The following is a 26,400-nucleotide window of genomic DNA, read 5'->3' as shown; positions in this document are numbered from 1 at the left end:
TCTTATTTATCAATAAATAATCTTATTTATCACTGACTGAGATTTCAGATTTTTTTCTTTCAAATTACTTGAAATGAAACTTTACAATAAGCTATCATTAAAGAACAAGGTAACATGGTACTTCGCGCCGTTTTTGAGTCGGAAGGAAGGAAGCGATGACGGAATACAGGACAGAGGAAAACCTTTCCATTATTACGGTAAATATCGTCAATATTATCATCGTATCCCTGCTTCTTGCATTTTTATTCACCAACATCTACTTTCTTGTTTTCATCTTTTTACAGATAAAAATAGATATAACGATAAGCCTTGTGGGGGCGGGAATATTCTGCGGCCTTTTTTTGGGAAATCTTCTCATTCAGACGGAATTTTTTTTCGCGATAAAAAACGAATACAAGTCACGGCCGCCGCTTCAGATGCTCGTCATCATCGTTACCGCCTACCTCATTCTCTTTTTTATTACCCCGGACAGATTCATGAACGACAACAAGCTTTCGCTTCCCGTTCTTACCCTTCTTATTATCCCGAGCATTATTTCGGGACTCATCATGCAGCAAATTTCATTTACATTATTTGCGCTTCTCATCAAATTCATTTCCAGAGTCACCACAAAGGACATATTGGGCAAAGGCGAGTTCGAGGAAAAACTTTCCTTTAAAATAGAGGAAATTTCACGGCATGAGGGTATATTTTCAATCGTCCTCTTTACCATTACCATTCCCCCGTTCTCTGAAAGCAGAATAAAGCGAAGCCTGACCTTTACCCTCTTCTTTGAAATATTGAGAAAAAATATCCGTAAAACGGATATACTGGGAATTTTCGACAACGGCAAAACAGCGATCCTCCTTTCAAACGGCAACAATCTCGAGAAAACCAGAACACAGGCGAACAGACTCATCGGTCTTCTCGAAAACAACCAGTTGTTCATGAAAAAACTACGAGTGTTTAATTCGAAAATAAAAGCGAGCATTACGGAAGCGAAAAAGGACGGGACCGGGCACGAGCTGCTCGAGAAAGCATTCGCCGCATTGAAAATCGCGTGTGAAAGCGATAAAGAACAGGTATGCGTCGCGGAGTCGTGACCGATTACCATTGTGAAACATATTATATACCGATACAACTTTTATTGACGCCCCACAACCCCGGTTGTTATTTTTACGGTATGCCGGTAATACCCCTTTCCGAAAACACCGGAGATCCTGAAAAATGAATCAGCGTTCGCTTTAGCCTTTTTCCAATCATATAATAATGTCTTTCAATAAAACAAGGGCACCACTAGACTATCTTTTTCTAATGTATATATGTCATGTTACCATATAGAAAATAGATTAAAATAAAGAGATTATTATAATTCTTTATAAAATAAAAAGATAGTTTTACATTTGGCGTCCTTGCGGGCTTAGGGAAATATTTCGTGGTTCCAAAAGCCCGTTTTACGGATTTTTATAAGTTCCCGTATATTATCTTGCTCAAAAGCAACCGGCGGTCCATGGCCTGCCTCATGCAGTCAAGCCGTGATGCATCAATCGAATATTGCCGCCGTTCATTGCATGGCACACAATTTGCATAAATTTATTCGAGTATAAATAAAAAACAGGGGAGTTTACCGTATGCCGCATCGGCAGGAATTTGTATGTGCCGTAGAAAAAGAGTATGCGAGGGAGCGTTAGAAATGAAGACGATCATGATTGTGGACGATACTAAAACCGCCAGGTTATGCCTCAAGTTTTCATTGAAACTAAAAGGGTTTCATATCATCGATTCGTCGAACGGGAAAGACGCCCTTGAAAAACTCGACGCCATCTTTCCTCCTTCACTGATTATCACCGATATCCATATGCCGGAAATGAACGGGATCGAGTTCATCATGTGTCTGCGCAGAAACGACGCATACCGGTTCACCCCGATCATCGTCCTTTCGTCGGACGAATTAAAGGGAAAGGAAGCCCTTGTCAAAGGGGCCAACGCGTATGTACTCAAATCGACCAATACATTCGATGAAATAATGGACTGTATCCAGAAACTCGTGGGCGGTAACGGAACAGCCTGAACACGCTTTCTCGAAACGGTCGAGACGTTTCTTTTTTACATACAAAATATCCACAGCAACATCAAATCTTCTCAAAAAATACCTGTTGAAAAAAAATCAATTCTATGGTATCCTCAGGGTGAGGATATTCCGTAGCCCCGCTCTACCGGTATATAGTGTTTCATATTGAAAGGTACTGAATATAGCGCCGGTTTTAGTCGCCCCATGAAACATCAAGGGTTAAAAACCGCCTCAATCACATGACAAAGGATATGATTATGAGGTCAATACACCATTCAGAAAGAAAATACCGTACGTTCCGGTTTTCATTGATCATACTCCTTCTCGCGCTGCTTCCTTATAGTGTCGTCTGCGAAGAAAAAACAATTATCGATTATAATTCCTATTACCGGTTTCCGTTTTCATTCGGGATCGAATACACGGGCATGTTTCCTTTGCAGGAATACATCGACGATTACGATTTCACCATTATGGACATATCGGCGAACCTCTCCATTCCCATATCGTTTTATCCCAGGCTTAAACTCCTCTTCCGGACGGGAACAACCCTCACTTTCGGAAGGACGAGTCTTTTTGAAGGCCGGGACAATAAATACGATCATACCGATTATTACGCGGGTGCCGGACTCGCATACACGCATATGTTCTCGAAAACCCTGGAAGCCGGTGCAAACTTCCTGTGCGGCCTCTCTTCCTCCGTTTTTCCGCAACTGGATCTCCATGAAGGGACATCGGGGACATACAATTATTTTATTGAAGCGGGGGCGACGGCCTCGATCAACCCCATCTTCAATTTCAGTATAGAGATCCGCCCATCACTTCGTTACACGCACTCATTGCTGGATATGGATTTTTTCGACGGCCTTGTCTTTTCCATCGGGGGATCTTTGAATTTCCGGCTTGGCGAAGACCCGGATATATCGCCGCTGTTACGCAGCATACGGTTCAGCAATATCCGGGTCGACACGCTTTTCGCGGCAATGCGGCATTATTACAGAGATCATCCAGTCGGCGAAGTCACCATCACCAATACTTCCGACGATTCAATCACCGACATTCAGGTCTCTTTTTATCAGGCGGGATATATGGATACCCCGACGCCGGCCGGTTCGATACGGGAAATAGATGCGGGAGAAAGCGTCAGCGTTCCATTCTATGGCGCTTTTAACGAAGAAATTTTTAAAACCGAAGGGATTACCCCGCTGACCGGTGAAATCGTCGTCTCCTACAACTCGAAAGGAAAATCATCGGAGCAGCGCGAGGCGGTCATGTACGATCTTCACGACAAGACGGCGCTGATATGGGACGACAACAGAAAGGTCGCTGCCTTTATCACCCCTTCGGACGGGATTATAAAAACCTATGCCGCCTACCTCAGACAAGCCGCAAAAGACCTCACGCTTCCCGCCTTCAACGTTGCCATTCAAACGGCGATCCAGGCGTATGCCGGTCTCGGGGAAACAGGGTGCCTTTACCAGACAGACCCTCTCCTGCCATTCGAAGCCGCGCAGGGAAACACGCTGGTCGTGGATTCCGTCAATCTTCCGCGCCAGACACTGAAATCAATCGCGGGAGATTGTGACGACCTCACCGTTCTCTATCTCAGTCTGCTTGAAACGCAGGGTGTGGAAACCGGGTTTATTACCGTCCCGGGACATATTCTTCCCGTTATCAACACGGCGATACCGGCACGGCATTACAGAAAAGTACATCCCGACAGATCCCGCTCGATTATCGTGGAAGGGGAAGTCTGGATTCCCGTTGAAGTCACCATGGTCGGCAAAGGCTCGTTTCTCGATGCCTGGTTTGCCGGTATAAAACGGTGGCAGACATGGGAGCACGCGCCTGAAAAAAGAAACCTCTACAGAACACGGGATGCACAACGTATCTTCCGCCCCGTAAGCCTGAAAGAGGAAACCCCCGATTTTTCGTTCGGAAACGCGGCGGCATTAGCCGAAAATGTCAAAACAAACCTCATGGAATTGACAGCCCTGATAAAGACCGAGTTCGCGCGCGCGGCGCGGCAAAGCGGCAATAAGGCGGATTACAACAAACTAGGTATCGTGTACGCGGAAATGAACCAGTTCGGGGAAGCGGAAAAGGCCTTTGCCGAGGCGCTCAGGATCGAACCGTCGTATTCACTCGCGAAAATCAACATGGGCAATCTCCGCTATCAACAGGGAATGTATGATAACGCCCTTTCCATCTACCTCGATGCCCTGGAGGGGATGAACAGACAAACCTACGGGGCCTCGCGAATGTACACAAAGCTCCTCCTTAAAATATCGGTTGTTTACTATCGGCTTCAGGAATTCAAGCGGGCGGAGGAATTCTTTGCCGAGGCCTGCGAGAACGATCCGGAGGAAGTGGAGCAATACTCGTATATCGTCTCTGAAAATTCCTCCGAAAACAGGGGCTCGGACGAGGATCTTTTTGCGATCGCGGTCAATTATCTCGAAGACGAATAACCCCTGATCTCTCTCAAGGAGTAAGCTTGTCCGCATTAAACCCGGCGGCATAGTACCGTTTGTCAACGATCCGGAACATATCTGGTGTCGATGCCGTACCACAGCATCACGATTACCTGGATAAAATAGGAACTCGTATCGATATACCGTTCCCACGACCCGGCCGTCTTCTCATAATCGTTCTCGTTTCTCCAGTCGACTATCCCGTTTCCCACGCCCGCTTCATTCCGCCCGTCTGAGCCAAACCATAAATTGGAATACTTTTTATCGTAACCGAACCGGAACCGACGCGCGGCCCTTTCGGTATAGCGCGGCCCGCCGGTCGCATTGCCGTGCTTCCACTCGACTTTCGCAAGCTGAAACCCGGGCCCCGGATACAGCCTTTCGTTTTCTTCATTCGCGGCAAAATAATGTTTCCAGTGCGTTCCCCAATATCGCCAGTCGAGGGGATCGCCGGTCCGGCATGTCATGGAAAAATCCGCGCCGCGGCCCGGATCGGTCCACCAGTCGCTGATTTCTCCGGCAAACCGGTCCGAAGGGTCGAGGATATCGGCTTCAAAGGGGACGAAGCATAGTTGATCGATACAATTGTCGTAGTCCGGCAGCCCGGTTTCGGCCCGCCGTACCTTGTAATATAATGCCCATCGGTCTCTGTCCCTCATCTCACGGATGCCTTCCACGATCCGCGATGCACACTCCCCGTATCGTTCTTCTCCGCGGAGACCGGCCCACCGCGCGGCGCATTGTAAAGCGGCGGCGGCAAAGGAAGCGTTCCCGATCCACATGTCGGGGGCCCTGCTGTTCGATCGAACAAGCCCGTGGACCGGATCGGCCATACGGCAGAGGAAGTCCGCCGCCCGCTGCACTGAGGGCCGGGCCAGATCCAGCCATGCCGCATCACGAACAGATTCACCCAGCCCGGAAAGATATTCATGATACTTCCACATTGCGATGATCATCTGGGCCGTCGGCAGTGTATTCCACTCCGATATACCCTGAAAATCTCCCCATCTCGAATAATATACCTTTGCAGCCCACGCCCCTTCATCGGGATCATCGGGGCGGAAATTCTGCGCGCCGCCTTTCGCGTTCACGCACGACCATTCAGTGAAAAACTTGTGGAGCACCCGATCGAATTCACCGATGTCACGATTCCGTTTCGAAAGCTCGATTACCCCGCGCATAAATCCGATGGCGGCGATCCCGGCTTCACCCGGATGCACATAATCCGGTCCTTTTTCATGAATCCTCACCACATTGAGACATCCGTACGCCTCGCCGCCGGATATGTTTCCTGGATAATTGCGGGCGTACTCCGTCCACGAACAGTTTTTGATATAGGTGCACTCCCTGAAAACGGCATCCTCCACCCACCTCTCATCGATACCGCCACCGCCGGGAACATCGGGACGGGAACCGCACCCGAAGAATACCGCGGCAATCAGGATACCGATAAAAAAGAAAAACGAAAGGCGTATTCCGGTTTCTTTCATCACAGCCGTTACTATACAACATCGGGCCCATATATGTCACGGAAAACCTTAAAAAGGTCCACCGTCCCTTGCACCCTGAAATTCCATCGACTATACTTTTTATTGACAAGGAGGAAATCATGAGATCATACGGGAATATTTTCGTCATCCTCGTCATACTCATAGGATTGTCGACGGTTTACGGCGGGGAAAAAGAATGGAAGGTGGTCAAAGGAGCGAAACTCGTCGAAGAAGACACCTACGGAAAGACCTATTGGGATAATCCGATCGACCGCGGCACGATGTTATATCTGAAGCCGGTTTATTCGAATGATTTCAAAGACGCGATAACGTGCGTCAAACTCCCCGGCCTCGAGAAAATAACGATCGACGTCCCGCTCGAACGCTTCTTTTCAGCCAATAAAAAACTTCTGTATGACGGCGCGCTTTCATCGACCCTCAAAAACGGTAAAGAGAGAAAAAACTACTGGATCGAAGACTGTTTTTTCTATGATTCGCAAAACGGAGAAGCAGCTTTACGGGTACTCAACTACTATCTGCTGGAAAAAGGGAACATCCAGCGGACCTTCCTGGTTCACTGGAATCTCAAAAGAAACATTATCACCAAAGCCGTCCTCCTGATGGAAAAGGAACACCAGCGGCAAAAGGGTGAATACGAATATTCATCGATATCGATCGATCCCATCGGATACAATGAACAAAAAAAGCTGTACTACTATCAGAAGACCGAGGAAAAGATCAAGGTCGAACTCGACGGAAAATACAGTAAGTACATCCATCAGGGTAACGACATTTGCAGCATTTACGCTTTCAACACGAGGTCGAACAAAGCGCTCGCAAAACTGGAATTCGGAAGCAGGGATACCCGGGGCGTCTATAATCCCGACCTCAATCTCTATTTCCTTCCCGCTTACTCGGACCTTGGCCATGTCGACGAAAAGACTCATCCCAAGGGATTTCTCATCGATTTCAACAACGGAAAAATAAGGACGATCCAAACACAGCGGCATGTTTATTGGGCCGATATCGATCCCGATCGTAACGTTTTATATCATGTCTCGTCCTCGTCGGGCAAGCTGTGGGAAACCGACCTTGAAACCGGCGAAAAAAAGAGGGAGCTTGCCGTCGGGGACGCGGGGGACGACCGCTACCGGAAATTCGGCATATGCGACTCATCCACCCTCCTTTATTATCTGAGATCGAAGGTGCTGGTCATCGACACCGGTTCATTCACCGTTCACTCCACCGTCGATCTTGCCAAAGAATTCAGTGAGTTTTCCTCCTCGAGCCCCGCCTATATCCTTCCCCGCGGCGGGGGGATTATCGTGGAAGCGAGGAACGACCACAACAAGACAACCGGTTATCTCTATTATCTGAAACAGGAGTGACGCCGCCCCGTGAGCCGTTACGAGATGAGGGGGATCCAGACGAGCATTTTTCCCTTTCCCCTGTTGTTCCAGGCATAATAGGGTACGGCACGCGCCCTGATCTTTTTATGCGTATGGTTCATTTTTCTCAAGGCGTAGTAGAGTGGAGTATCGCCCGTATCGATGCGGGCATTAAAGGAAATCGCCGGGATTCCGTCCGACAGACTCTTTTCATCGTCAATGCCGAACCGGATATCATCGGGATCGATACGGATATCGAACAGATCCGCGCCCGGATTATCGATCTGTTCGAGGCAGTAAACGAACGGCCCGAAGGCAACGGCGCAATGATGGGCGTTCCCGGTGACCCTGCGGTGGCACGACATGAGAACGGGCCTTATCGCCATGACAAAGGCGATCGTGTCCTTATCCTTCCACTCCCTCATAATGGATATATACCCCTTTTCAACCTGAAAATTCAGGTGCCGCTTCCCGTTTATCTCGATGGTATACTTTTCAAGCCAGGCGGGTTTTCTCAAGGCGATGGTAAAGGCGGCCGGATGGGAGATACCGACGGTGAACCGGACTTCGCCATAGCGCGGGTACTCGCCCTCCTGCAGCAGCCCGACCGTCCCGGTACCGGGCAGCCGGATGGAAGCCCTTCCCCCGATAAACTGGTTGACAAAAATCGTGCCGCGCGAGGTGCCGTAGATATATTGGCCCAGTGATGCAAAAAGCCTTGCCATGTTCGGGGGGCAGCAGGCACACTGGAACCATTCGGAGCGTTCATGGCGGCCGCTCGATTTCAACGGGTTCGGATAAAAATATTTCTTCCCGTCAAGGGATATTCCCGATAGAAAGCCGTTATAGAGAGTCAATTCGACTATGTCGTGGTAGCGGGAATCCGCGCCGGTCTGAGCCATCCGGTGGTTCCAGAATATACTCGCAATCTGGGCGCAGGTTTCGTTATAGGTGTGTTCGTTCGGAAGCTCGTAATCCGCCCCGAAGGATTCCCCGTTTATCAGTGAGCCCACACCCCCGGTAATATGCATCCGCTTCGTCACCATATTCTCCCACATCGCCCCGAGCGGTCCTCCGTATTTTTCGTCACCTGTTTCCAGATACACATCCGTGACGCCGCAGTTGTAGTACAGGGCGCGGACCGCGTGCCCCGTCACTTCGGTCAATGCGGTAATCGGGACATGGTTCTGAAAATACCGCTGGCCGCATGCATGTCGATCCTTCTGTTTTCCCGTATCGTCCGGGCACCGGGTGAAGGAAACCTCTTCCGTACCGCGAATGTCGATGAAAACCCTCGCCAATTCGAAATACCGTCCGTCACCTGTCAATCGGTACAATCTGACCAGGGCCAGCTCGATCTCCTCGTGCCCCGGTACACCGGCACGGCCGCCTTCGATAAAATGGCGGTAGATGTTGTCCGCCGCCTTGATGCCGACTTCGAGCAGGTCCCGTTTCGAAGTAGCCGAGAAGTGCGCGACGGCCGCCTCGATCAGGTGACCGGCGCAGTACAACTCATGGACCGATTCGAGATCCGTATACCGCAGGCGGCCGTTGATCGTGATGTATGTATCGATATACCCGTCATCCGCCTGCGCCCCCCTGATCAGTCCGACTAAGTAACCGGCTTTTTCTTCGAGTTCGCTGTCGCGGCGGCGGTAAAAGGTATACGAGACCGCTTCGAGCCATTTGTAGGCGTCCGAATCCATAAAACACGGGCCTCTGAAGCTTCCCTCCTCGATCCCGGCGGCTATCCTGAAGTTACCGATGGTACCGTACGCTTCGAGCTTTTCGTACTGTGAGAGAAGGGTTTCGATTGTGCGGTCGATCTTCGGCGACCAGAAGGGGTCCTCGATTACGACATCGTCGAGACCGACGGGGGCAAGGCGTTCCGTTAGATCCATCGGTCTTCAATCATACACGGGCGGCGGTTCATATGCAAGCGGGCGCGGAGACATCTTCCTACCGGATGAAAAAATAGAAGCTTATCAGACTCGTGGAAAAACCGGTAAAAAAACTGAAAAAATACAGGACATAGTCGTTTCCGGTCACCTTCAATAACGCCGTTTTATTGCCGGCGATTATTTTTGAAAAAAATCCCGGTTTTCTGATTCCCATTTGCACGCGGTAAAACGACGCATACACGTATGTCTCGATAATGCCGAACCAGAACGACAACAACAACGCGGCCGCCATGGCGGGAAGAACGAGTATATCGATTTTCCGAAAAACAAAAGCGAAATAAGCGATAAAAACGGCTATTTGAACGAGGAGATGTTTGACGGAAAAAACATGTTTTATTTCCGCCACCTTTACCCTGCCCATAAACAGCCTGGGGATATGTACCTTTTTCATTTTTACCGAAAAAGCGAAGGTCAAGACAAGCGGGACGGCCATTAATACGGCTTTGGCTATTTCAACAAGGTTCATGATAAATTATTTTCTCTAAGAAAAGAGACTATACGAAATTCGACGCTTTCATCGGCAAGAATTCTAAACCCCAATCATTTCCTCCCTGGAAATGACATCGGCCGAGTATGAGAGTGCCGCTAAAACATCGTTTTTCGTTAAATCGGGGTATACCAAAAGCAATTCATCAATACTCATTCCTTCGGACAGTATTTTAAGAATGATTTCTACTGTAATTCCGGTTCCAATAATTGCCGGTTCACCAAGCATGATCCCGTGATCAACGACGACATTATTCCTGTATTCCATAAAAACCTCTTGACTTTATGATAATGTAATATTGATGAATTGTCAAACAGTACATAGAAGACGTTAGATTTTCCACTGCCAATTTTAAGGACACTACAAGCTCAAATGTTTCTTTTATCTTTCCTGGCTGTTTTTCGAAGATTCTAACAATTTTATTTGCTCTTCTACAATGACTTTTCCAGGATAACGCTTTAAATCTTCAATAATAGATGAAAAGGAATTAATAGCCTTATCAATTCTCATTTTCTTACAAATATTATCAACAGCTAATAAAAACACGTGCTGTGCAATACTATGGCAATAACCAAAACTTCTTTCAATTTGTTCTTCATTTAATCCTATATAGCCGGTTGCACCTGAATGAATATACCAGCTCAGGATATGATATGATCTATAATATAATTCTACTATTTCTATTTCCATATTACGAATTCTATCAGCTATATTTAGTCCTGTCCAATGAATGGGTTTTTCAGGTTTACCAGATTTATCGTTTCCATAAAGCTTAATTACTGTATCAACTATTTTATTGCTTTTCTCTTGTTTTTCAATAAAATCCTTTTGTTGAGAATCATCAATATTTATATTACCCGCATTTTTCTTGCAGAAATAAACTAATTTTCTAGCTTTATAATATTTTTCGATATCTGGAAAAGCATTGTATTTTTTTATTTCATTACCCGTATTATCATGTTTGATATAAATTTCAATATTGCTTCAGTTCCTTTATAGAAGGCTTCGTTTTTGGTGTGCTGGCTTAAAGAATTTATATCAGCTTTTGCTATTTCATCAATTGTTATCATCATATCCTTACAATTATTTACTGTTAGGTTTTAAAATATTACACGTACTCCCTAATACAATAAGCGTCTACCCTAACCAACAGAAATATTACCATAAAATCAATAACAATATGAATAATTCTCAATATTTTTTCATATAAACCTTATTTTATAGAGTTTTGCCTTAGTTTAATTTTTACAATAACCGTTGGATAAAACAAATGAATTCACCCGTCAACTATTTTGACTATTATTCTATCATTTCAAGCATAAATTTCAACACAAATATCCTTCGGGGCCTTCGCGCTCCGGGTTACCCGGAACCCTTCGTGTTAACGCATAAATCACCACTAACATCAAATGCCGTCACTTCCTTTATTTAACTGCTTCCTCATAAACAGCATCGTTTTTTTTCATATGTTTCTTCATTATAATATAATGCTCCTTATTTGATACTTTTCGTAAACCACTGAAATCACGGAATGAACGGAAGTTTAGAATATTCTATAACAATACATTCATTTCCGTGTCTTTCCGTGATTTCCGTGGTTTCATTATTCCGGCCGGATTGGATCAACGAGAAACTTCTAAATAAAAAAAACAAAAATTTAGTCCAAATCTACCCGCATGGATGACATGATGACAATTTTAGTATATGATTCCTGTCGGAATTATTATTTTACCTGTCATAAATCAATTTGAGACAGTATACAAAAAGGTTCTGAAAGGAGAATTATATGAAATTTATGATGAAAATAGTAGGTTGTTTTATGGTTTTGGTGTTGTCCATGATGAGTTGTACGTTCTCTTCGCTGGATGATGAAACGGAAGGGGTGGGAAACGAGATAACGGATGATCCATATTCGGAAGATCGGAATATCATCGAACTCGATCCTGTAATAAACACCCGTAATGAAGAGGTCCCGGTTGTCGGCGTTAATAATCTCTATATACTAATAGCGGACGCCACAAATGCGGGAAGTAACGCCGATTATATTTACATTAATTTCGGTACGTCTGCGAGGATTCGCCTCAATGGGGTGTCAATCGACGGAAACAGGCAATTTCCCAGAAATTACTGGCTGAATTACGATCTATCTCCCTGGGCCGCGAATTTCCCCCAGGACGAATGGGATAAGGTGCGTCTGGAAACCGTTTCCACTGACGGAATTTTGCTTAAAGAAGTAAGTATGCATCACTCGGACTGTCTTATTCTGGATTTTCAGGTACAGACATGGCTCGATTCCCCGGGCACGGCCACAATCGATTTCACCAACTCGATACTCGCCTCAAAGTTGCGTCAGGTTGAGTATATACACAGGAGAAATCCGGCGATCTATGGGGCTATTTCAGAACTGGGAAAGACCGATGGATGTAAATACGGAAACAAATACGCCTACAAGAACTGGTGCAGCGAATTCGCTTCATGGTGTCTCAGAAAATCCGGATGGACGACTCCAACGGGAAACATAACAAACGGCGTGGCGACGATGAAAAACTATTTCGATGTAAGAGGGAGATTGTATGACAAAAATGAAATTATGGGCAGGATTTATATACCGCGAAGCGGAGATTATCTGGCCGTGAGCAATGACGGCCACAGCTGTCTCTTCGTTCATTGGATAGACAACCCGGATAACCGGATAACGGGATCGACCAGATTTCGCACCATAGAAGGCAGTTTCAGCCAGGCGGTACGATTCGGAACGAGAACGGTCGACGAGATTACCGGAGTCGGAAACGCGCAATTATCGTTGGCAAATGTGTCTCTAAGGAAACCGGCATGGCAATCCAGCACCTATGCAAGCGCCGGTCCGGGATTGGCCGTCGATCTCAATGCAAACGGCAACTATTATGCAAATTCCGTTTCACATACATTGTATGACTATGAACCGTGGTGGATCGTTGATATTCAGGCAAGCAAGGTAATCAGCTTTATCGATATCTATAATCGAACGGATTGCTGTACTTCCCGATTATGCGGTTTTTATATATTCTTTTCCGAGACTTCTTTTCAGTATAACGATACCGCAAGAACGATTACCCAATCTGGCGTTCAGACTATGTATATCAGCGGATATCCGAATACGCATATTCGTTTTTGGGTAAATGACAAGGTGGCACGCTATATAAAAATTCAGATAGCGAACAGAAGCGAATACCTTTCTTTAGCCGAAATAATTGCAGTTGGAGATTAAGGATTCCATAGAAATAGACGGAAAAATGAAATCCGGCATTGTAAACTACTGAAATCACGGAAGGCACTTCATCACACCGGCAGGTTGATGTCCTCGATGTTCATGATCCTCCGCTTGAGGGAGCTTGAGATAAGCTTGATGAGCATGAGGGTTTCCTTGTAGAGGGCCCGGCCCAGTTCCCGGCTTTCATTGAAATGGAGCTTCGAGAAATCCTGTTTCCGCTTTTCGAGTCTGTCTTCGAGGATTTCTTTTATCGACCCCGCCTTTCCCATGATGCCGCGGAGCATCCCCATGAGCCCCAACCGGTCGAGGGCGTCCGCGTCGAAGACGATCTTTTCTTCTATCGTAATGGGCGGGAGCATGGAAGTGGGAGTGTGGCGAACCACGATGCTGCATATCTTCTTTATCGTTTCCCCGTCGACCCAGGTCGTTTTCAGAAACTCCTCTGCGATACCGCCCCCGACCAGGCCGTGAAGCCGTCCGGTCGCCGCGTCTACGCGGCCGATATCGTGAAACAGGGCGCCCGCGATAAGGGTGAAGGGTTCGACCCTGTCCGTTATGCGCTCCGCGATCTGGATGGAGTACCGCGTCACTTCGAGGACATGGGAATAATCGTGCCCCTCGCTCCCCGAATGTTTCTGTTCGATGAAGTCCTTGATCGTATGGATGAGTTCGACTTCCTTTTTGTCCAGTTTTCTCTCAAACACGGCAGCACTCCCCTTTTCCCCGCCGGTCTTTCCGGCGGACCGTGATCAACCTTCCGTTCACGCCGGGTCCGATCCCAGGCGCTCCCATATTAGGGATTCGGTGTACTTGATGTTCGTCTCCCGCAGGCGGGCGGTCACGATCCTGGCGATGTTTCTCATCACGATAAGCCCGATACGGTTGTTTTCCCCGCACAACCCGTCGAATCTGTCCGCGTCGAGGACAAAGGCGAGTGCCGGTCCGGCCGCTTTAGCGGTGGCGGAACGCGTCGCCCTGTCGACGAGGGTGAGTTCGCCGAAAATCTCGCCCTCGTGGATGACATGGACGGTCGCGAGTTCGTCGTCGGCGCCCATACTCATCTGGATGTCCACCTGCCCCTTTACCAGGATATACATTCCCGAACCTTCCGAGTTTTCCTCGAAAATAACCGATCCGCTTTCGAATTTCTGTTCCGTGCAGATCGCGACGATACTTTTTATCTCGTCATCGGTCAGTCCGCCGAAAATAGAGTTGTTTTTTAAAATGCCGAACAATTCCATATTGTTACACTCCTCCATCGCGTCTCTTATATTGTATGCCCCCCGCGGTCAAATAACAAGAAAAAAAGTGCGGAATTATTCATCATGGTTTCAATCCGCGTTCCGCGGTCTTTCACTCCCGTCCGGAGGCGGATCTCCCTCTCCGCCCAAAATCCACGCAAGGGTATTCCGGTAACCGGGAAAGCGGGAGAGGTCGTTATGGCGCCCCCCTTCGATCGGGAAAAAGAGATCGCCCGGTTTTGCGTGTTTTACCAGCTTTAAGGCCGATTCATACGGAATCACCTCGTCATCCGTACCGTGAAAAATCGCAACGGGGCATGCCGTTTCCCCGATCGCAAGGTCCGAACGGAAGCGGTACCGGAGGAGGAAAACGGGAAGCCAGGGGAAGTGCCGCCTGACGAGGTCCTTCATGCTGTAAAGCGGGGCTTCGAGGACCAGTTTGGCCGGGTGCCTGTGCGAGGACAGGTTGACCGCGATCCCCGAACCGATCGATCTTCCATAGACCACGATCCTCCCCTCACCGTATTGTTCGGCAAGACGGTCATACAGAAAGAGGGCGTCATGATACAATCCTTCCTCGCTGATATTCCCGGTACTCTTCCCGTACCCCCGGTAATCGAAAACGAGGACATCGTAACCGAGGTCGAGAAACGGCGGCGAAGCATCCCCCCAGGTCCTGAGGCTTCCCATGTTGCCGTGAAAGTAGAGAACGACCCCTTTCGGCAATTCGAGGTGAAAATGAAGGGCATTGATAACGGTACCGGTATCCGTGACAAAAAAATGTTCGACAAAAGCGTGCGAAAAGCGGAAGGCATAATCCCGTGGAAGTTTCTCCGGGTAAAATATCAGTTTTTCCTGGTAAAAGTAGACGAACAGGGAGAGGATCCCATAAAGAAAAATGAAAAGACCGATGATGGCGGGAAGCCATTTCATATCGGGCCCCTATGACCGGTAATCGGCGTTTTCCCGGACATACCCGTATGAAAGGTCGCATCCCGTGACGACGGTAACCGGGCCGTCCTTGCCGAACCCGAGTTCTATATCCACAGTTCCGTTATGCGGCGGGTACCCGGCCGCCGTATCGATCATCGCCTCCTTCAAATACCCGCTCAAGGCCTTTTCCTTTTCCCGGTCGATTTGAAACTCACCGGCGGCGAATATCACGATCCCCCCCATGCTTACCGTGAGGTTCGCCGTATACCCGTCCATACCGAGATTCCCGAGGTGGTCGCCGACCGCGCCGACGATTCTCCCCACATTCGGGTCGTTCCCGAAGACCGCCGTTTTGACAAGGGGCGAATTGACCACCGCCTTCCCGATTCCCGCGGCTTCTGCCTTATCTCCGATCCCCCTGACCGTGACGCGTATTACATGCGATGTCCCTTCACCGTTTCTGACCACATCTTCAGCGAGGGAACCGCAGACGGATAAAAGGGCCTTACTGAAATCGTCGTTTCCCGGTGAGGGCTTTTTGTTCGAACTCATGATAATGACCGAATCGCTCGTACTCTGGTCCCCGTCGACGGAAATCATGTTGAAGGTCTCACTCACGACCTCGGAAAGCATCCGCCTCAGCGCCTCCCGTTCCACTTCGACATCGGTGAGGATAAAGACCAGTAAGGTGGCCATATTCGGTTCGATCATCCCCGCCCCCTTCGCGACCGCCGTAATGCGCCCCTCACCCAGCGTTTCGGACCGCGCCTTTGGGAAGGCGTCGGTGGTCATGATCGCCCGGGCCACGGGAAAAAGCGAATCCCGGGAAAGCGACCCGGCCAGCCCGGGCAGCCCCTCTTTCATCTCCTTCAGGGGAAGACGCCAACCGATGATTCCCGTGGATGACGGGATGAGGAGCGACCCTTCGATGCCGAGAATGCCGCCGGCCGCATCGCAAAGCGTCTCGGCGTTTTCGATCCCCTTCGGGGCGCAGACATTGGAGACTTTGTTGTTGATGAGTATGCCGCGGCAGAAAGGCTTGCCGCACCGTTTTCTCCCGATGACGACAGGGGCGCCGGGAAAACGGTTCCGGGTAAAAACAGCGCCGAAAGAGGGCGTTTTTTCGTCCGCGAGGATCAGCGACATGTTCATGGGGAGCGGGTTCCCGACCGGCTTTTCTGCGGGGAAAAAGCGGATCGGAACGGTCGAAGCCGAAAAGCCTTCGGGCATGACGGCGCGCCGTTTGAGCGCTTCTTCATAATCGGTTTTTGAATGATATATTTCTGTGGCTGCGGGTTTCATGCGTCCAGTTAAGCATCAATCGCGGAAAAATGCAATCCATTAACCCGTATTCTCTCAGGTGAGATTATCGCGGTGACAGTGAATCCATTCGACGGCGTATCGCCTCAGGTCGCTGCTCGATTGAAACATGAGTTTGTTTTTGATGCCTGCCCTGAAACCTTCGACCGTGTTGACCGAAAGCCGCAGCTTTCGCGCGATCTGCCGGGGCCGGTATCCTTTCCCAAGAAGCATGAAGGCGGTAAACTCGAGATCGTTGAGCTGATCAACGGCATGCTGTCCGGGATATTTTTCGACTCCCGACATTGCTTCGATTACCCTGCACTTTATCCGGTCGCTGAAGTAGATGTTTCCGTTTAAAATGCTCTTCACCGCCGCCTTTATCGTCCCGGCCGGCGCGTTCTTCATCACATAGCCGTTCGCCCCCGCCTTGAGCGCCCTGTGGGCAAAAAGACATTCGTCATAAACGGTAAAGACCAGAACCGGCAGAAGCGGAAAGGCTTTTCGAACCACTTTGACGAAAGACAACCCGTCCATATGCAGAAAGGCGAGTTCGGTGACGAGAAATTCCGGTTTCACGTCATTGATCCTGCCGAGGGCGTTCATCGGATCGCTTTCCTGAGTTTCAACGAAAAAGCCCGGTTCATTTTCCAGAATGGCGGAAAGACCAAGCCGTGTCATCGGATGTTCATCGATAATCATGAACGAGGTTGTTTTTTGTTTCCCGGTTTCCGATGTTTCGCCTTTTTCTCCCTGTTCCTTTTCTTCGATGATATCCGCGAGGATTGATTTTAAAAATACGATCATTCCGGTCTCTCCATTGTTGTTCTTTCTCTCGTTCATTATTTTGCAAAAAGCATGCCAGACCGGAACAATCGTCATTATTACTTACACGGAAAGCATTTATTTAATTTCCAGAAACCGGACGCGTTTCGTTGAAGATGAAAGAATGCAAGAATTCATTTTGAAATTCAGAAAAACAGGGCGGCATGAAAGGATTATTTCTTTCCGTACAACAATCCGGACGGCATTGCAGGAACGAAACCCCTTCGTTGCATTATTGCAATGCGGGATGTAATCGTGTAGGATCAAGGAAGACGATCATGAATGTGCAGCAGGATTTATTTCATCATGTACGGGAAAACCCAGACGATGCCAAAAGCAGGGAGTTCGAGATACAAAACAGAAAATATATCGGTTCCAAATATCGCCTGCTTCCCTTTATCACCCAAACGATATCCGACAGGGCGGGAACCATAAAGACATTTTTCGACGTGTTTGCCGGAACCGGCGTCGTCGCCCACGCCTTTGCGGACCGGGCCGAAACGGTAATCGCAAACGACCTCCTCTATTCGAACTATGTCGCAAACACGGCGTTTCTCCAAAGTTCACGGGAAAATGTCGATATGGATAACATCGTCCGGTTACTTGATGAATTGAACCAAAGCGAACCGGAAGAAGGGTACGTGTGGGAACATTTCGGGGGAAGTTATTTCTCGTACGAAAACGCGGGACTCATCGACGCGATACGGGAGAAGATCGAGATCGTTTTCAATCGTGGCCGTTGCACATTACAGGAGAAATATATCCTTTTAACGAGTCTTCTTTACGCGATCGACAAGGCCGCGAATACGGTAGGCCAGTACGACGCTTTTTTGAAACATCTGGGCAAAAAAAGCTATAGCCATACCGGCAGCCACCTCGTCGACTCGAACGTTTACAAACGGATCGTTTTGAAACCGCTACTTCTTTCTTTCCGGGGCAATGCCAGGGTCCATAACGAAGACGCGAATACCCTGATACGAAAAATAAAGGTCGATGTCCTCTACCTCGATCCGCCGTACAACACCCGCCAGTACATCGACAACTATCACCTCCTCGAAAACATAATACAATGGAAAAAACCGGCTGTGTTCGGCAAAACGAAAAAATTCGAGCGGACCTCGCTGAAAAGCAGGTATTCCCGGAAGCACGAGGCGGCGATGGCGTTACGGGAACTTGTCATGCAGACAGATGCGGGACACATTTTCCTGAGTTACAACAACGAGGGAATTATCCCCGAGGAAACGATCCGCGGCATCATGTCCGAACGGGGACGTGTCGAATGCGTCGAACGGGACTATTCGATTTTCGGAAACGGGGCCGGGGTATCTGGAAAACGGCGAATAAAGGAAAAACTCTTTTACTGCAAAACATCTCTGCGATATAAACCCGGAAGAAAGGGCAACCCGGAAACCGGAGGCAAGCGGTCGTGAACTGGAAAGAACAGGAACTGCCCATGGAAGGCCCTCCCCGCCGTTCGAAAAAAAAATCCGGAAGCGACAAAACGGAATTGTTCGACCCGAACGGACAGAGCAGGGGATTTTATTCGGACAAGAACCGTCTGAACGACCTGACCGGGAAGGAATGGGTCTTCTGGACCCGGTCCGTGATTACAAAACAATACCCCCCCAACCGCCAACACAAACTGCGAAGCAGACACGGGGGCCAGAAACCCCCCGACCTCTGCGCCGACCTGATCAGGGTGTTCACCAAAAAAGGACAGAGTGTGCTCGATCCTTTCATGGGGGTGGGAGGGGTCCTGCTCGGCGCCGCGATTGCGGGAAGGAAGGCTCTCGGTATCGAAATCACGAAGGAATGGATCGATATCTACGATGAGGTCTGCGAACTGGAAGGAATCGGGCGGCAGCGGACCATACACGGCGACAGCGCGGAAGCCATCGCCGCGCTCGACGAAGAATTCGATTTCATCCTCACCGATGTCCCCTACTGGAATATGGACAAACTCGAAAAATCAAAAGGCAAATACAAGAAGACCGGTGAGGAATCGAAAGAAAACAGGCAGTCGAAATTGTCCTCGTTCAACGGCAAACTCCAGAACAAGGAGGAATGGCTTGCGGAAATGGAACGCGTCTTCCGGCCCGCCTACCGCGTGTTGAAAGACAAGGGGTATTGCGCGGTCTTTATCGGGGAGATGTACCGGTCCGGCAGGTACCATTTTCTGCCGTACGAGCTGGCCCGGGTGCTCGAGGCCATCGGTTTCATTCCGAAGGCGAATCTCGTCTGGTATGACGTGTCGAACAGTCTCCACGTCTACGGCTACCTCTACGATTATATTCCCAGCCTCGTCCATCAGCATATACTGATTTTCAGGAAAGACGAAACCACATGTTAACACCCGGCATCGGCAGCGGGAGGAATGAACGTGCGGAATCCGTGGTTTGCGCAATCCGATCGAAGGGACAATAAAACCGATATCGGTCTATACCGGGAAGGAGGAATATGAAAAGCATACGGTTTCACGACGTGACGAAATGCTTCGGGGACAAAAGGGCGACGGACGCCCTCTCCTTTTCCGTGGAAAAGGGCGAGATTTTCGGCATCCTCGGTCCCAACGGGGCGGGGAAAACGACCATTATCAGACAGATCATGGGACTCCTGGCCCCCGACAGGGGAGAGATCAGGGTACTGGGACTCGATCCGCAGAAAGAATGGAAGGCGATGAGGCGAAACGTCGGTCTCGTTCCGCAGGAAAGCCCCCACTATCCCGAATTGTCAGCCCGCTGTAATCTCGAGTTTCAGGCCTCGCTGTATCTCCCGTCACTGAAAGGCGCCCGGGCCAGAATTCAGGAGATACTCGAACTCGTCGACCTGAAAGCGCGGGCAAACGATCCGGTCAAAACCTACTCGGGCGGTATGAAACGGCGGCTTGCGATCGGGAGGGCGCTGATTCACGACCCCGAAATCATCTTCATGGACGAACCGACCCTCGGTGTCGACGTTCAGGGAACCCACAAAATATGGGACTATATAAGGATGCTGGCCGGCACCGGAAAAACGATTCTTCTCGCAACCAATGTGATGAGTGAGGCCGATTACCTTTGCGGCCGTGTTTTGATTATCGACTGCGGGAAAAAGATCGCTTCCGGTTCTCCCGAAGCCTTGAAAAAAACCCTCGGCGAGAACGAAATCATCATCGGCCTGGAACATGAAACGGAGGAGACCGTCATCAAACAGGCGGTTCCCGTTCCCTTCATGAAACGGGGACTCACGCTTACGGTCCGGGCGGCAAAAGGGACGGAGGACCTGATCGGTATTATCCGGCGTCTTCCCGAAACCCTTCCCGTCAAGAGTATCGAATTGAAAAAACCCTCTCTGGATGATGTCTTCCTCCACTACACCGGCAGATCGTTGAGGGACACGCAATGAAAAGACTCCTGTATATTGTTAAAAAGGAACTGGGCGAGGCAAAAGGAAGCCTCCCCTTTCACATCATCGCGGTCGCCTCCCCCCTGGTTTTCCTCTGTTTCTGGGTGCTGGCGCTCGCCGAAGAAATCAGCCTTCCCGTGACCCTGGCGCACGGAGAAAGGGACCCCGCGTTCGCGTCGTACCTTGAAACCTATGCGACACCCGACGGCATACGGTATTTCGACGTTTCCGATGAATCCCATAAAGACAAAAACGTCATCTCGATCGAACGACCGATAACGGTAGAAAACGGAAAATTAACCGGAACGATCGTCCATGAAATGAAAAGCATGGACAGGAACATGACCAAAAACTTCCGGAACAGACTGACCGGCGCCGTTACCTCCTATATCGAAAAAAACTATCTCGAAAACAGGGCCGTCACGATTACGGAGAAACCTGTCCACCGGCACGATATTCTGTGGAAACGGTATTTCGCTGCGAGTCTTTTAGTCATGGGGATTCTCATGGGCGGGCTCCTCTTCGGTTCGCTCGGTGTGTCGAAGGAATGGCAGGGAACGATGATCCTGCTTTCCGTCTCACCCGTCTCGCCGTGGTGGGTACTCGCGGGGAAAGAGATTGCGGTGGTTCTCAAGGGACTCGTTTCGACCGGCTGCTATGTGCTGGCCGCCGCCATCACCGTCCCGGGCCTTACCATCGACATCGCCGGTATCGCCGCGGCCGTCTTTACCGGATACCTGATCGCCGGTCTCGCCGGCATGCTCGCGGGAATCGCCTTCAGGGATGCCATCATCTGTTTCCTGGTATCCCTTCTGGGCTCACTCGGCCTTTGGCTTCTGGGAAACGGCTTCGGCACCATGGCCGTCATCGGTCCGGCCGGCGCCTGTATAACCCGGGCAAACCCCGCCACCTATCTGCTCGCCGTCATCCAGCATGTCATAAACGGGACACCAGTCCAATGGCAGGTCGCCGTCACGGTTCTTTTCGCCTGGTACGTGATCCTCCAGGGAACCGTCTTTCTGGTCTACCGGCGCCTCATCTATATGCCCGGGGGCAGGCCGCAATGAACCGGTTCACAGCTGAACTGAAAAAAATCGCCGTCATCATCGCCAACGATCCCCGTTCCCTGGCCGCGGGTATTATCGCACCGTCCCTCGTTCTCATCATGTTTTCCCTTCTCTTCGGCGGGCTTTCACCGATGCCAGTGGGTATCGTCGACAATGACCGGGGGTCCTGGGGGCGGCGGCTCGAAAAAGAGATACTCTCACAAATATCGCCGCTCGGGGACATCCCCTATTTCGGGAAAAAGGAAACGGATTATACAAAATCCCTGGCCGAATTCGAAAAAGGAATCCTCACGGGCGTTTTAGTCATCCCCGAAGACTTTTCATCGTGCATGGAACATCATGACAAACCGCATATCGTCTACCACCTGAACAATTTCAATACCGATTTCGCGAAAAACATGCGGCTGTACCTCGAGGAGGGGATATACTCCTTTTACCGGAAGTACTACCGGGATATCGATATCGAAATCGAAGAACGATTCGCCGCACAGGCCCAGGTCGAATGGGTCGACATCATCGCGGTGGGCACCCTCCTTCTTGCCTTTGCCATCGGCGGGATGTTCAATTACCTCTATGTCTTTTTCAAGGAGAAGCTGTACGGAACCCTTCTGCTGTACCGTGTAGCGCCCCGAAGCCCGCTGTTATCTTTTTCAGCCCGTATCATTGCCGCGTTTCTCAGTTCACTCCTTGCCGGACTGTTCAACGCCCTCCTCGCCTGTCTGCTGCTCAATCTGAATCTCTTTGCGTATCTTCCCCACATGGGAACGGCCGTTTTCTTAACCGTGATCACCTATATCTCCTGGGCCGTTTTATTGAGTCTTTTCATGGACAATTTCTACGGCGCCGTCATGGCCGCGATGGGGGGCGCAATGATTCTCTGGTTCTTTTCAGGAGGATTCACCATGGCGGTGCCGGAACAACCCGTTCTGCTTTTTATCTACAGGATCATCCCGAACAGTTACGCCCTGGACGTCATGCGGGGGATCGTCTTCGGATCGAACGCCGCGGACGGCACCCTCGACTATATCGTCCTTACGGGAACGGCCGCCGTCTCTTTTTCATTCGCCGTTTGGGCGTTCAGGAGCAGGGTGTGGAAACGGCCGGCGGCTTGATTTAACACGAAGGGACGAAGGTCACGAAGAATTTTTTTTATGTTTTGTTTTCCTCATCTTTCTCTATGGCCATTACAAAAAAATTATATACTTTCATTATACCATTATATCCTTCTCTCATTTTTCTGTTATCGTATGTCCGTATTTTATCGTTAGCTTTACGCTTTTTTGCATGCATGATATCATTTCTTATTTCAATTCCTTTAATACATAATTTTATATCCTCATTTGAAGGTCGCTCTTCTTTTTCTAAAACCAGATAAGGTGTTAACTTGATAAGTGTATGAAGACCTTGTTCCCGCAGTAGATTATTCAATATTTCATGTTTTGGGTCATTGTAATCTTTTAATTTATCATCTATGAAAATATTTAGTAATGTTCCAAGAGCACCTTCCAAAGCAGCGCATGCGAGTACAATTGCTACAATATAATTCTGTTCAAGCATAGCTGCTTTACCCATCATATAAAATTCATAAAATACATGTCGTCTCAATTTTAATATACAATCATTTATTATATTCAATTTCATTTCACTTAAATCGATGATATCTCCAATTACTTTAGCATTACGCCTTATAGGATATAATTTTGCTTTATTTAATATTACCATAATTTCAGCTTTTGATAATTCATGTTTTTTTGGTATAATTATTAAGAATTCTGTTATATGTGAATTCATATAATCTTCACTATTTGGTTTATGGATTGGCTGTCTTTGTCCAGCTGTAATTATTGGTCCTGTACGAAGCATACTATATGAAAGAATAAACTCATTAAGTAAATCCAATACTTGATTTTTAACACTTCCTTTACCTGCTCCTTGTATATCTTTATTTGTTATAGCTTCAAATTCTTCCGTTTTTAAATCAGGCTTTATATTAATAAGTAGAACTCTTGTATATGCTTTTTCTGTAAAAATATCCTGTGGTGAAGTATCCTCTTCCAGCGTTCCTTCAGGGAAATAGATTTCATTATATAAACATAGTGCGTAAAACGAATTTTCAGGGTCTTTAAAGAAAAAATATTCACCTGTACATAAATGAAATGGCAAGACTAAAAGTGTAGCTGAAATTATTTTATCTTCCTTGGGTGTGTCTATTGAATAATCTTTAAACTCTAATATTTCTCGTCTAAGTACCATATTGAATTATTTTAACTATATATAGTCTTTATATTTTAGTCAATTTTTATTCAATCCAAATGTATATAAATAATCCATAAACCGTTAACATAAAACCAACTGTCTTTTTCATGGCAGAGAATATTTATTATCCTTATTACGTGGAATAAAAAAACCTTTTATGCAGTTCGGATTTCTAATACATATTTGAATATGGTTTCTCTCTTTAAAACCGGCGTTCGGATATAAATCTTCTCCTTCCCAGAAAGTACCTCTTACAGAGTCATAATTGTATTTTTCGCTAATTGCAGAATGCATAAATTCAATGACAGCACAATCAAGTTTTCTCAGTAATAAATCCTTATTATTCTTAAGTGTTTTAAAATTTTCCGGTAGTGGTTTATTTGCTTTATGCATGACTTTTTTTAATTCTTGATAACTTAATTTCAATAATTCCAGATTTCTTGTATTCATTAAATCAAGACAAACACCCAAATCAATTACAGCCCCAATTACGGAAGGTTTTCTTATTTTTGGTTTATTTTTTCGAGGATTTTCATGTAAAAATTTTGCCCACTCATAGGCACGATCTTCATCGTTTTCCCAGAAATAAATTCCATGTCCGAGCCAATCATAATCATTTTGACTTTTGTCCAGGCAAACTTGACCTTTTACGACGTTATCCCTTATTGTTTCATCACATCCATGAAATCCAATAATAAGATTGTATTTATGAGAATACATATATTTCTTTTATTTATAAGGGGCTTTCAAATTTCCTTGTTTATCACAAATCCCGGCCTTATATAATGAATCAGTCGCGTCTTTTTCGGTCGAAGCCGCCATCGTACCGTAACGGCGAATTTCCTTTTTAATATCATTTAGCGTTTTTTCTCCCATGGGATAACTCCTCCATTTAAAATATATCACTTCCGGACAATTTTAGCAATTATTATTTCTTCACTTTTTTACATCAAACTTTCAATCAATTTCCTTTATATTTTTTCTTCTCATAGATTATGCTCTCGTATGTTTCCTCCGGCGCCCCCTCCGCTTGGACAAAAAAAACGCCTTCCGTATACCGTTATTTCGGGACGGCCGCAAGGTGCCGGCGGGTCAACGCGCTTCCTGAAGCGCGCGGTGGATGCACATCGGGTTGTCCCCGATATTACCGGTAAAGGCGATCGCGCACGAACTGCACCCCGCCTTGCAGATGGGACCGTATGTGCATTCGGCGCAATAGCCGGAAAGCTGTTTCATCGAGAACTTTCTGTTGTACGAAAAGCCGTCCGGGTTTTTCCAGAGAGTGACGAGGGAGATTTCCTTTATGTTGCCCTCCAGGTATTCGGGTGTGGAAGGAAGCGACTGGCAGCCCTTGATGTTTCCGTTCGAATCGATGCCGAGAACCTGGATCCCCGCGTGGCACCCCATCCACAGGAGGCCATTGTTTCTCGTGTTTCTCAGATACCCCTCCTCCCACGGCGGATAGTAGCCGACATCGTCCGCGAGATCGATGTGAATGGGTCCTTTCAGCGCGCGTTTTTTGTAAAAAAAATCGTAAAGCGTCTTTATCTGCATCGGTTTGATGAGAATCGGGTCGTCCTTTTCGAGCCGTCCGAGGGGGGAGGCGATCTGAATCTGCCAGACCTTGACCCCCTTGTCGATGAGGAGATCGTAAAGCCCGTCCAGGTCCCTGATCGAGTCCGATGTGATAACGGTACAGACGGCAACGGACACACCGCGTTCCTTCAGAAGGTCCATCCCCCTGACGATTCTCTCAAAGGATCCTTCCCGCCGCAGTTTGTCGTGCGACCGTTTCATCCCGTCGACGCTTATCCCGACGATCGTGAGCCCCGTCTCTTTCAGTTTGTCGCAGACGCGTTCGTCCGTCAGGGTCCAGCCATTGGTAATCACGTTGACGCGAATCTTGTTTTGCTGCAGGCGTTTCGTGACCTCCGGCCAGTGCGGGTGGATGAGGGGTTCCCCCCCGAGCAGGGTGAGGCGCTCGCACGAAAGCTCCCCCAGTTCGTCGGCGCACCGGTACATCTGGTCGAGGGTGAGTTCGTCCTCCCGCCGCACGCCCGCGGTCGAACCGCAGTGGGCGCACCTCATGTTGCAGGCGAGGGTGAGTTCCCAGACGACGTAACGGGGATACCACGGCAGGCTTTTATAGGGGGCCATGGGATCTTTCGCCGCTTCTTCGAGTTTCTGCCGGATAATCTCTTCCGCCTTTTCTTCCTTTATTTCCCTGAAGACCGATTTTGCCTCGTTGAGCAAATTCGCAAGCCGTTTATGTGACATGATCGTCCCCCTTCTTACACA

The 26,400-nt window shown here is 48.3% G+C and carries 24 protein-coding genes; 10 read left to right on the top strand and 14 right to left on the bottom strand.

Going from position 1 to position 26,400, the window contains the following annotated elements:
• Positions 1-155: 155 nt before the first annotated feature.
• From JW881_04670 to JW881_04660, 3 genes are all read left to right on the top strand, one after another.
• Positions 156-1,082: a hypothetical protein gene (locus tag JW881_04670; protein MBN1696785.1), complete on the top strand. Its 927-nt coding sequence runs from the start codon at positions 156-158 to the stop codon at positions 1,080-1,082.
• A 590-nt stretch (positions 1,083-1,672) separates the two neighbouring features.
• Complete coding sequence (locus JW881_04665; protein MBN1696784.1) at positions 1,673-2,050, top strand: response regulator; 378 nt, start codon at positions 1,673-1,675, stop codon at positions 2,048-2,050.
• Between the two features lie 257 nt (positions 2,051-2,307).
• On the top strand, positions 2,308-4,518 hold the full coding sequence (locus tag JW881_04660) for a tetratricopeptide repeat protein (protein MBN1696783.1): 2,211 nt from the start codon (positions 2,308-2,310) through the stop codon (positions 4,516-4,518).
• Positions 4,519-4,580: 62 nt separating this feature from the next.
• On the opposite strand, the gene JW881_04655 is transcribed toward JW881_04660, so the two are convergent.
• Positions 4,581-6,011 carry a hypothetical protein gene (locus JW881_04655; protein ID MBN1696782.1) on the bottom strand — a complete coding sequence of 477 codons (1,431 nt, stop codon included), beginning with the start codon at positions 6,009-6,011 and terminating at the stop codon, positions 4,581-4,583.
• Positions 6,012-6,130: 119 nt separating this feature from the next.
• On the opposite strand from JW881_04655, the gene JW881_04650 reads away from it, so the two are divergent.
• Positions 6,131-7,399, top strand: a complete 1,269-nt coding sequence (locus JW881_04650; protein MBN1696781.1) for a hypothetical protein — start codon at positions 6,131-6,133, stop codon at positions 7,397-7,399.
• A gap of 17 nt (positions 7,400-7,416) precedes the next feature.
• Here the strand turns inward: JW881_04650 and JW881_04645 are convergent, their stop codons facing one another.
• From JW881_04645 to JW881_04630, 4 genes are all read right to left on the bottom strand, one after another.
• Positions 7,417-9,300 carry a glycoside hydrolase family 127 protein gene (locus tag JW881_04645; protein ID MBN1696780.1) on the bottom strand — a complete coding sequence of 628 codons (1,884 nt, stop codon included), beginning with the start codon at positions 9,298-9,300 and terminating at the stop codon, positions 7,417-7,419.
• A gap of 58 nt (positions 9,301-9,358) precedes the next feature.
• Positions 9,359-9,826 carry a hypothetical protein gene (locus tag JW881_04640; GenBank protein ID MBN1696779.1) on the bottom strand — a complete coding sequence of 156 codons (468 nt, stop codon included), beginning with the start codon at positions 9,824-9,826 and terminating at the stop codon, positions 9,359-9,361.
• Positions 9,827-9,889: 63 nt separating this feature from the next.
• Complete coding sequence (locus tag JW881_04635; GenBank protein ID MBN1696778.1) at positions 9,890-10,114, bottom strand: DUF433 domain-containing protein; 225 nt, start codon at positions 10,112-10,114, stop codon at positions 9,890-9,892.
• A gap of 114 nt (positions 10,115-10,228) precedes the next feature.
• A complete protein-coding gene (locus JW881_04630; protein MBN1696777.1) occupies positions 10,229-10,537 on the bottom strand; it encodes a hypothetical protein in 309 nt (102 codons plus the stop codon).
• Between the two features lie 1,096 nt (positions 10,538-11,633).
• Between JW881_04630 and JW881_04625 the strand changes: the two genes are divergently transcribed.
• The gene (locus tag JW881_04625; protein MBN1696776.1) at positions 11,634-13,094 is read left to right on the top strand and encodes a hypothetical protein; all 1,461 of its coding nucleotides are present in this window, start codon (positions 11,634-11,636) and stop codon (positions 13,092-13,094) included.
• A gap of 71 nt (positions 13,095-13,165) precedes the next feature.
• Here the strand turns inward: JW881_04625 and JW881_04620 are convergent, their stop codons facing one another.
• The 5 genes from JW881_04620 to JW881_04600 all read right to left on the bottom strand — a co-directional run bounded on the left by JW881_04620 (position 13,166) and on the right by JW881_04600 (position 17,377).
• Complete coding sequence (locus JW881_04620) at positions 13,166-13,801, bottom strand: HD domain-containing protein (protein MBN1696775.1); 636 nt, start codon at positions 13,799-13,801, stop codon at positions 13,166-13,168.
• A 57-nt stretch (positions 13,802-13,858) separates the two neighbouring features.
• Positions 13,859-14,338 carry a cyclic nucleotide-binding domain-containing protein gene (locus JW881_04615; protein ID MBN1696774.1) on the bottom strand — a complete coding sequence of 160 codons (480 nt, stop codon included), beginning with the start codon at positions 14,336-14,338 and terminating at the stop codon, positions 13,859-13,861.
• Positions 14,339-14,428: 90 nt separating this feature from the next.
• Positions 14,429-15,271: an alpha/beta hydrolase gene (locus tag JW881_04610; protein ID MBN1696773.1), complete on the bottom strand. Its 843-nt coding sequence runs from the start codon at positions 15,269-15,271 to the stop codon at positions 14,429-14,431.
• 9 nt (positions 15,272-15,280) lie between these two features.
• Positions 15,281-16,573 (bottom strand): bifunctional ornithine acetyltransferase/N-acetylglutamate synthase, encoded by a 1,293-nt coding sequence (locus JW881_04605; protein ID MBN1696772.1) that lies wholly within the window; start codon positions 16,571-16,573, stop codon positions 15,281-15,283.
• A 54-nt stretch (positions 16,574-16,627) separates the two neighbouring features.
• Entirely contained in the window at positions 16,628-17,377 is a 750-nt protein-coding gene (locus tag JW881_04600) for a response regulator transcription factor (GenBank protein MBN1696771.1), read from the bottom strand.
• A 296-nt stretch (positions 17,378-17,673) separates the two neighbouring features.
• On the opposite strand from JW881_04600, the gene JW881_04595 reads away from it, so the two are divergent.
• The 5 genes from JW881_04595 (at position 17,674) to JW881_04575 (ending at position 22,958) form a co-directional block, all read left to right on the top strand.
• Positions 17,674-18,825 carry a DNA adenine methylase gene (locus JW881_04595; protein MBN1696770.1) on the top strand — a complete coding sequence of 384 codons (1,152 nt, stop codon included), beginning with the start codon at positions 17,674-17,676 and terminating at the stop codon, positions 18,823-18,825.
• Positions 18,822-19,745, top strand: coding sequence for a hypothetical protein (locus JW881_04590; GenBank protein MBN1696769.1), 924 nt, complete (start codon positions 18,822-18,824; stop codon positions 19,743-19,745). The genes JW881_04595 and JW881_04590 overlap by 4 nt, the downstream gene beginning before the upstream one ends.
• Before the next feature lie 107 nt (positions 19,746-19,852).
• Positions 19,853-20,779, top strand: a complete 927-nt coding sequence (locus JW881_04585; GenBank protein ID MBN1696768.1) for an ABC transporter ATP-binding protein — start codon at positions 19,853-19,855, stop codon at positions 20,777-20,779.
• The gene (locus JW881_04580) at positions 20,776-21,846 is read left to right on the top strand and encodes an ABC transporter permease (protein MBN1696767.1); all 1,071 of its coding nucleotides are present in this window, start codon (positions 20,776-20,778) and stop codon (positions 21,844-21,846) included. Before JW881_04585 ends, JW881_04580 begins: the two co-directional genes overlap by 4 nt.
• On the top strand, positions 21,843-22,958 hold the full coding sequence (locus JW881_04575; GenBank protein ID MBN1696766.1) for an ABC transporter permease: 1,116 nt from the start codon (positions 21,843-21,845) through the stop codon (positions 22,956-22,958). The genes JW881_04580 and JW881_04575 overlap by 4 nt, the downstream gene beginning before the upstream one ends.
• Before the next feature lie 37 nt (positions 22,959-22,995).
• On the opposite strand, the gene JW881_04570 is transcribed toward JW881_04575, so the two are convergent.
• The 4 genes from JW881_04570 to JW881_04555 form a co-directional block, all read right to left on the bottom strand.
• Positions 22,996-24,099: a hypothetical protein gene (locus JW881_04570; protein MBN1696765.1), complete on the bottom strand. Its 1,104-nt coding sequence runs from the start codon at positions 24,097-24,099 to the stop codon at positions 22,996-22,998.
• Between the two features lie 108 nt (positions 24,100-24,207).
• Complete coding sequence (locus tag JW881_04565) at positions 24,208-24,822, bottom strand: hypothetical protein (protein ID MBN1696764.1); 615 nt, start codon at positions 24,820-24,822, stop codon at positions 24,208-24,210.
• A gap of 9 nt (positions 24,823-24,831) precedes the next feature.
• Complete coding sequence (locus tag JW881_04560; GenBank protein ID MBN1696763.1) at positions 24,832-24,978, bottom strand: hypothetical protein; 147 nt, start codon at positions 24,976-24,978, stop codon at positions 24,832-24,834.
• 216 nt (positions 24,979-25,194) lie between these two features.
• Entirely contained in the window at positions 25,195-26,379 is a 1,185-nt protein-coding gene (locus tag JW881_04555) for a radical SAM protein (protein MBN1696762.1), read from the bottom strand.
• Positions 26,380-26,400: the final 21 nt, after the last annotated feature.

It is taken from the genome of Spirochaetales bacterium (assembly GCA_016930085.1).
GTDB lineage: Bacteria > Spirochaetota > Spirochaetia > SZUA-6 > JAFGRV01 > JAFGHO01.
Note: the sequence above shows the minus strand (reverse complement) of the source record. Positions and strands in the feature narration are given on the sequence as shown.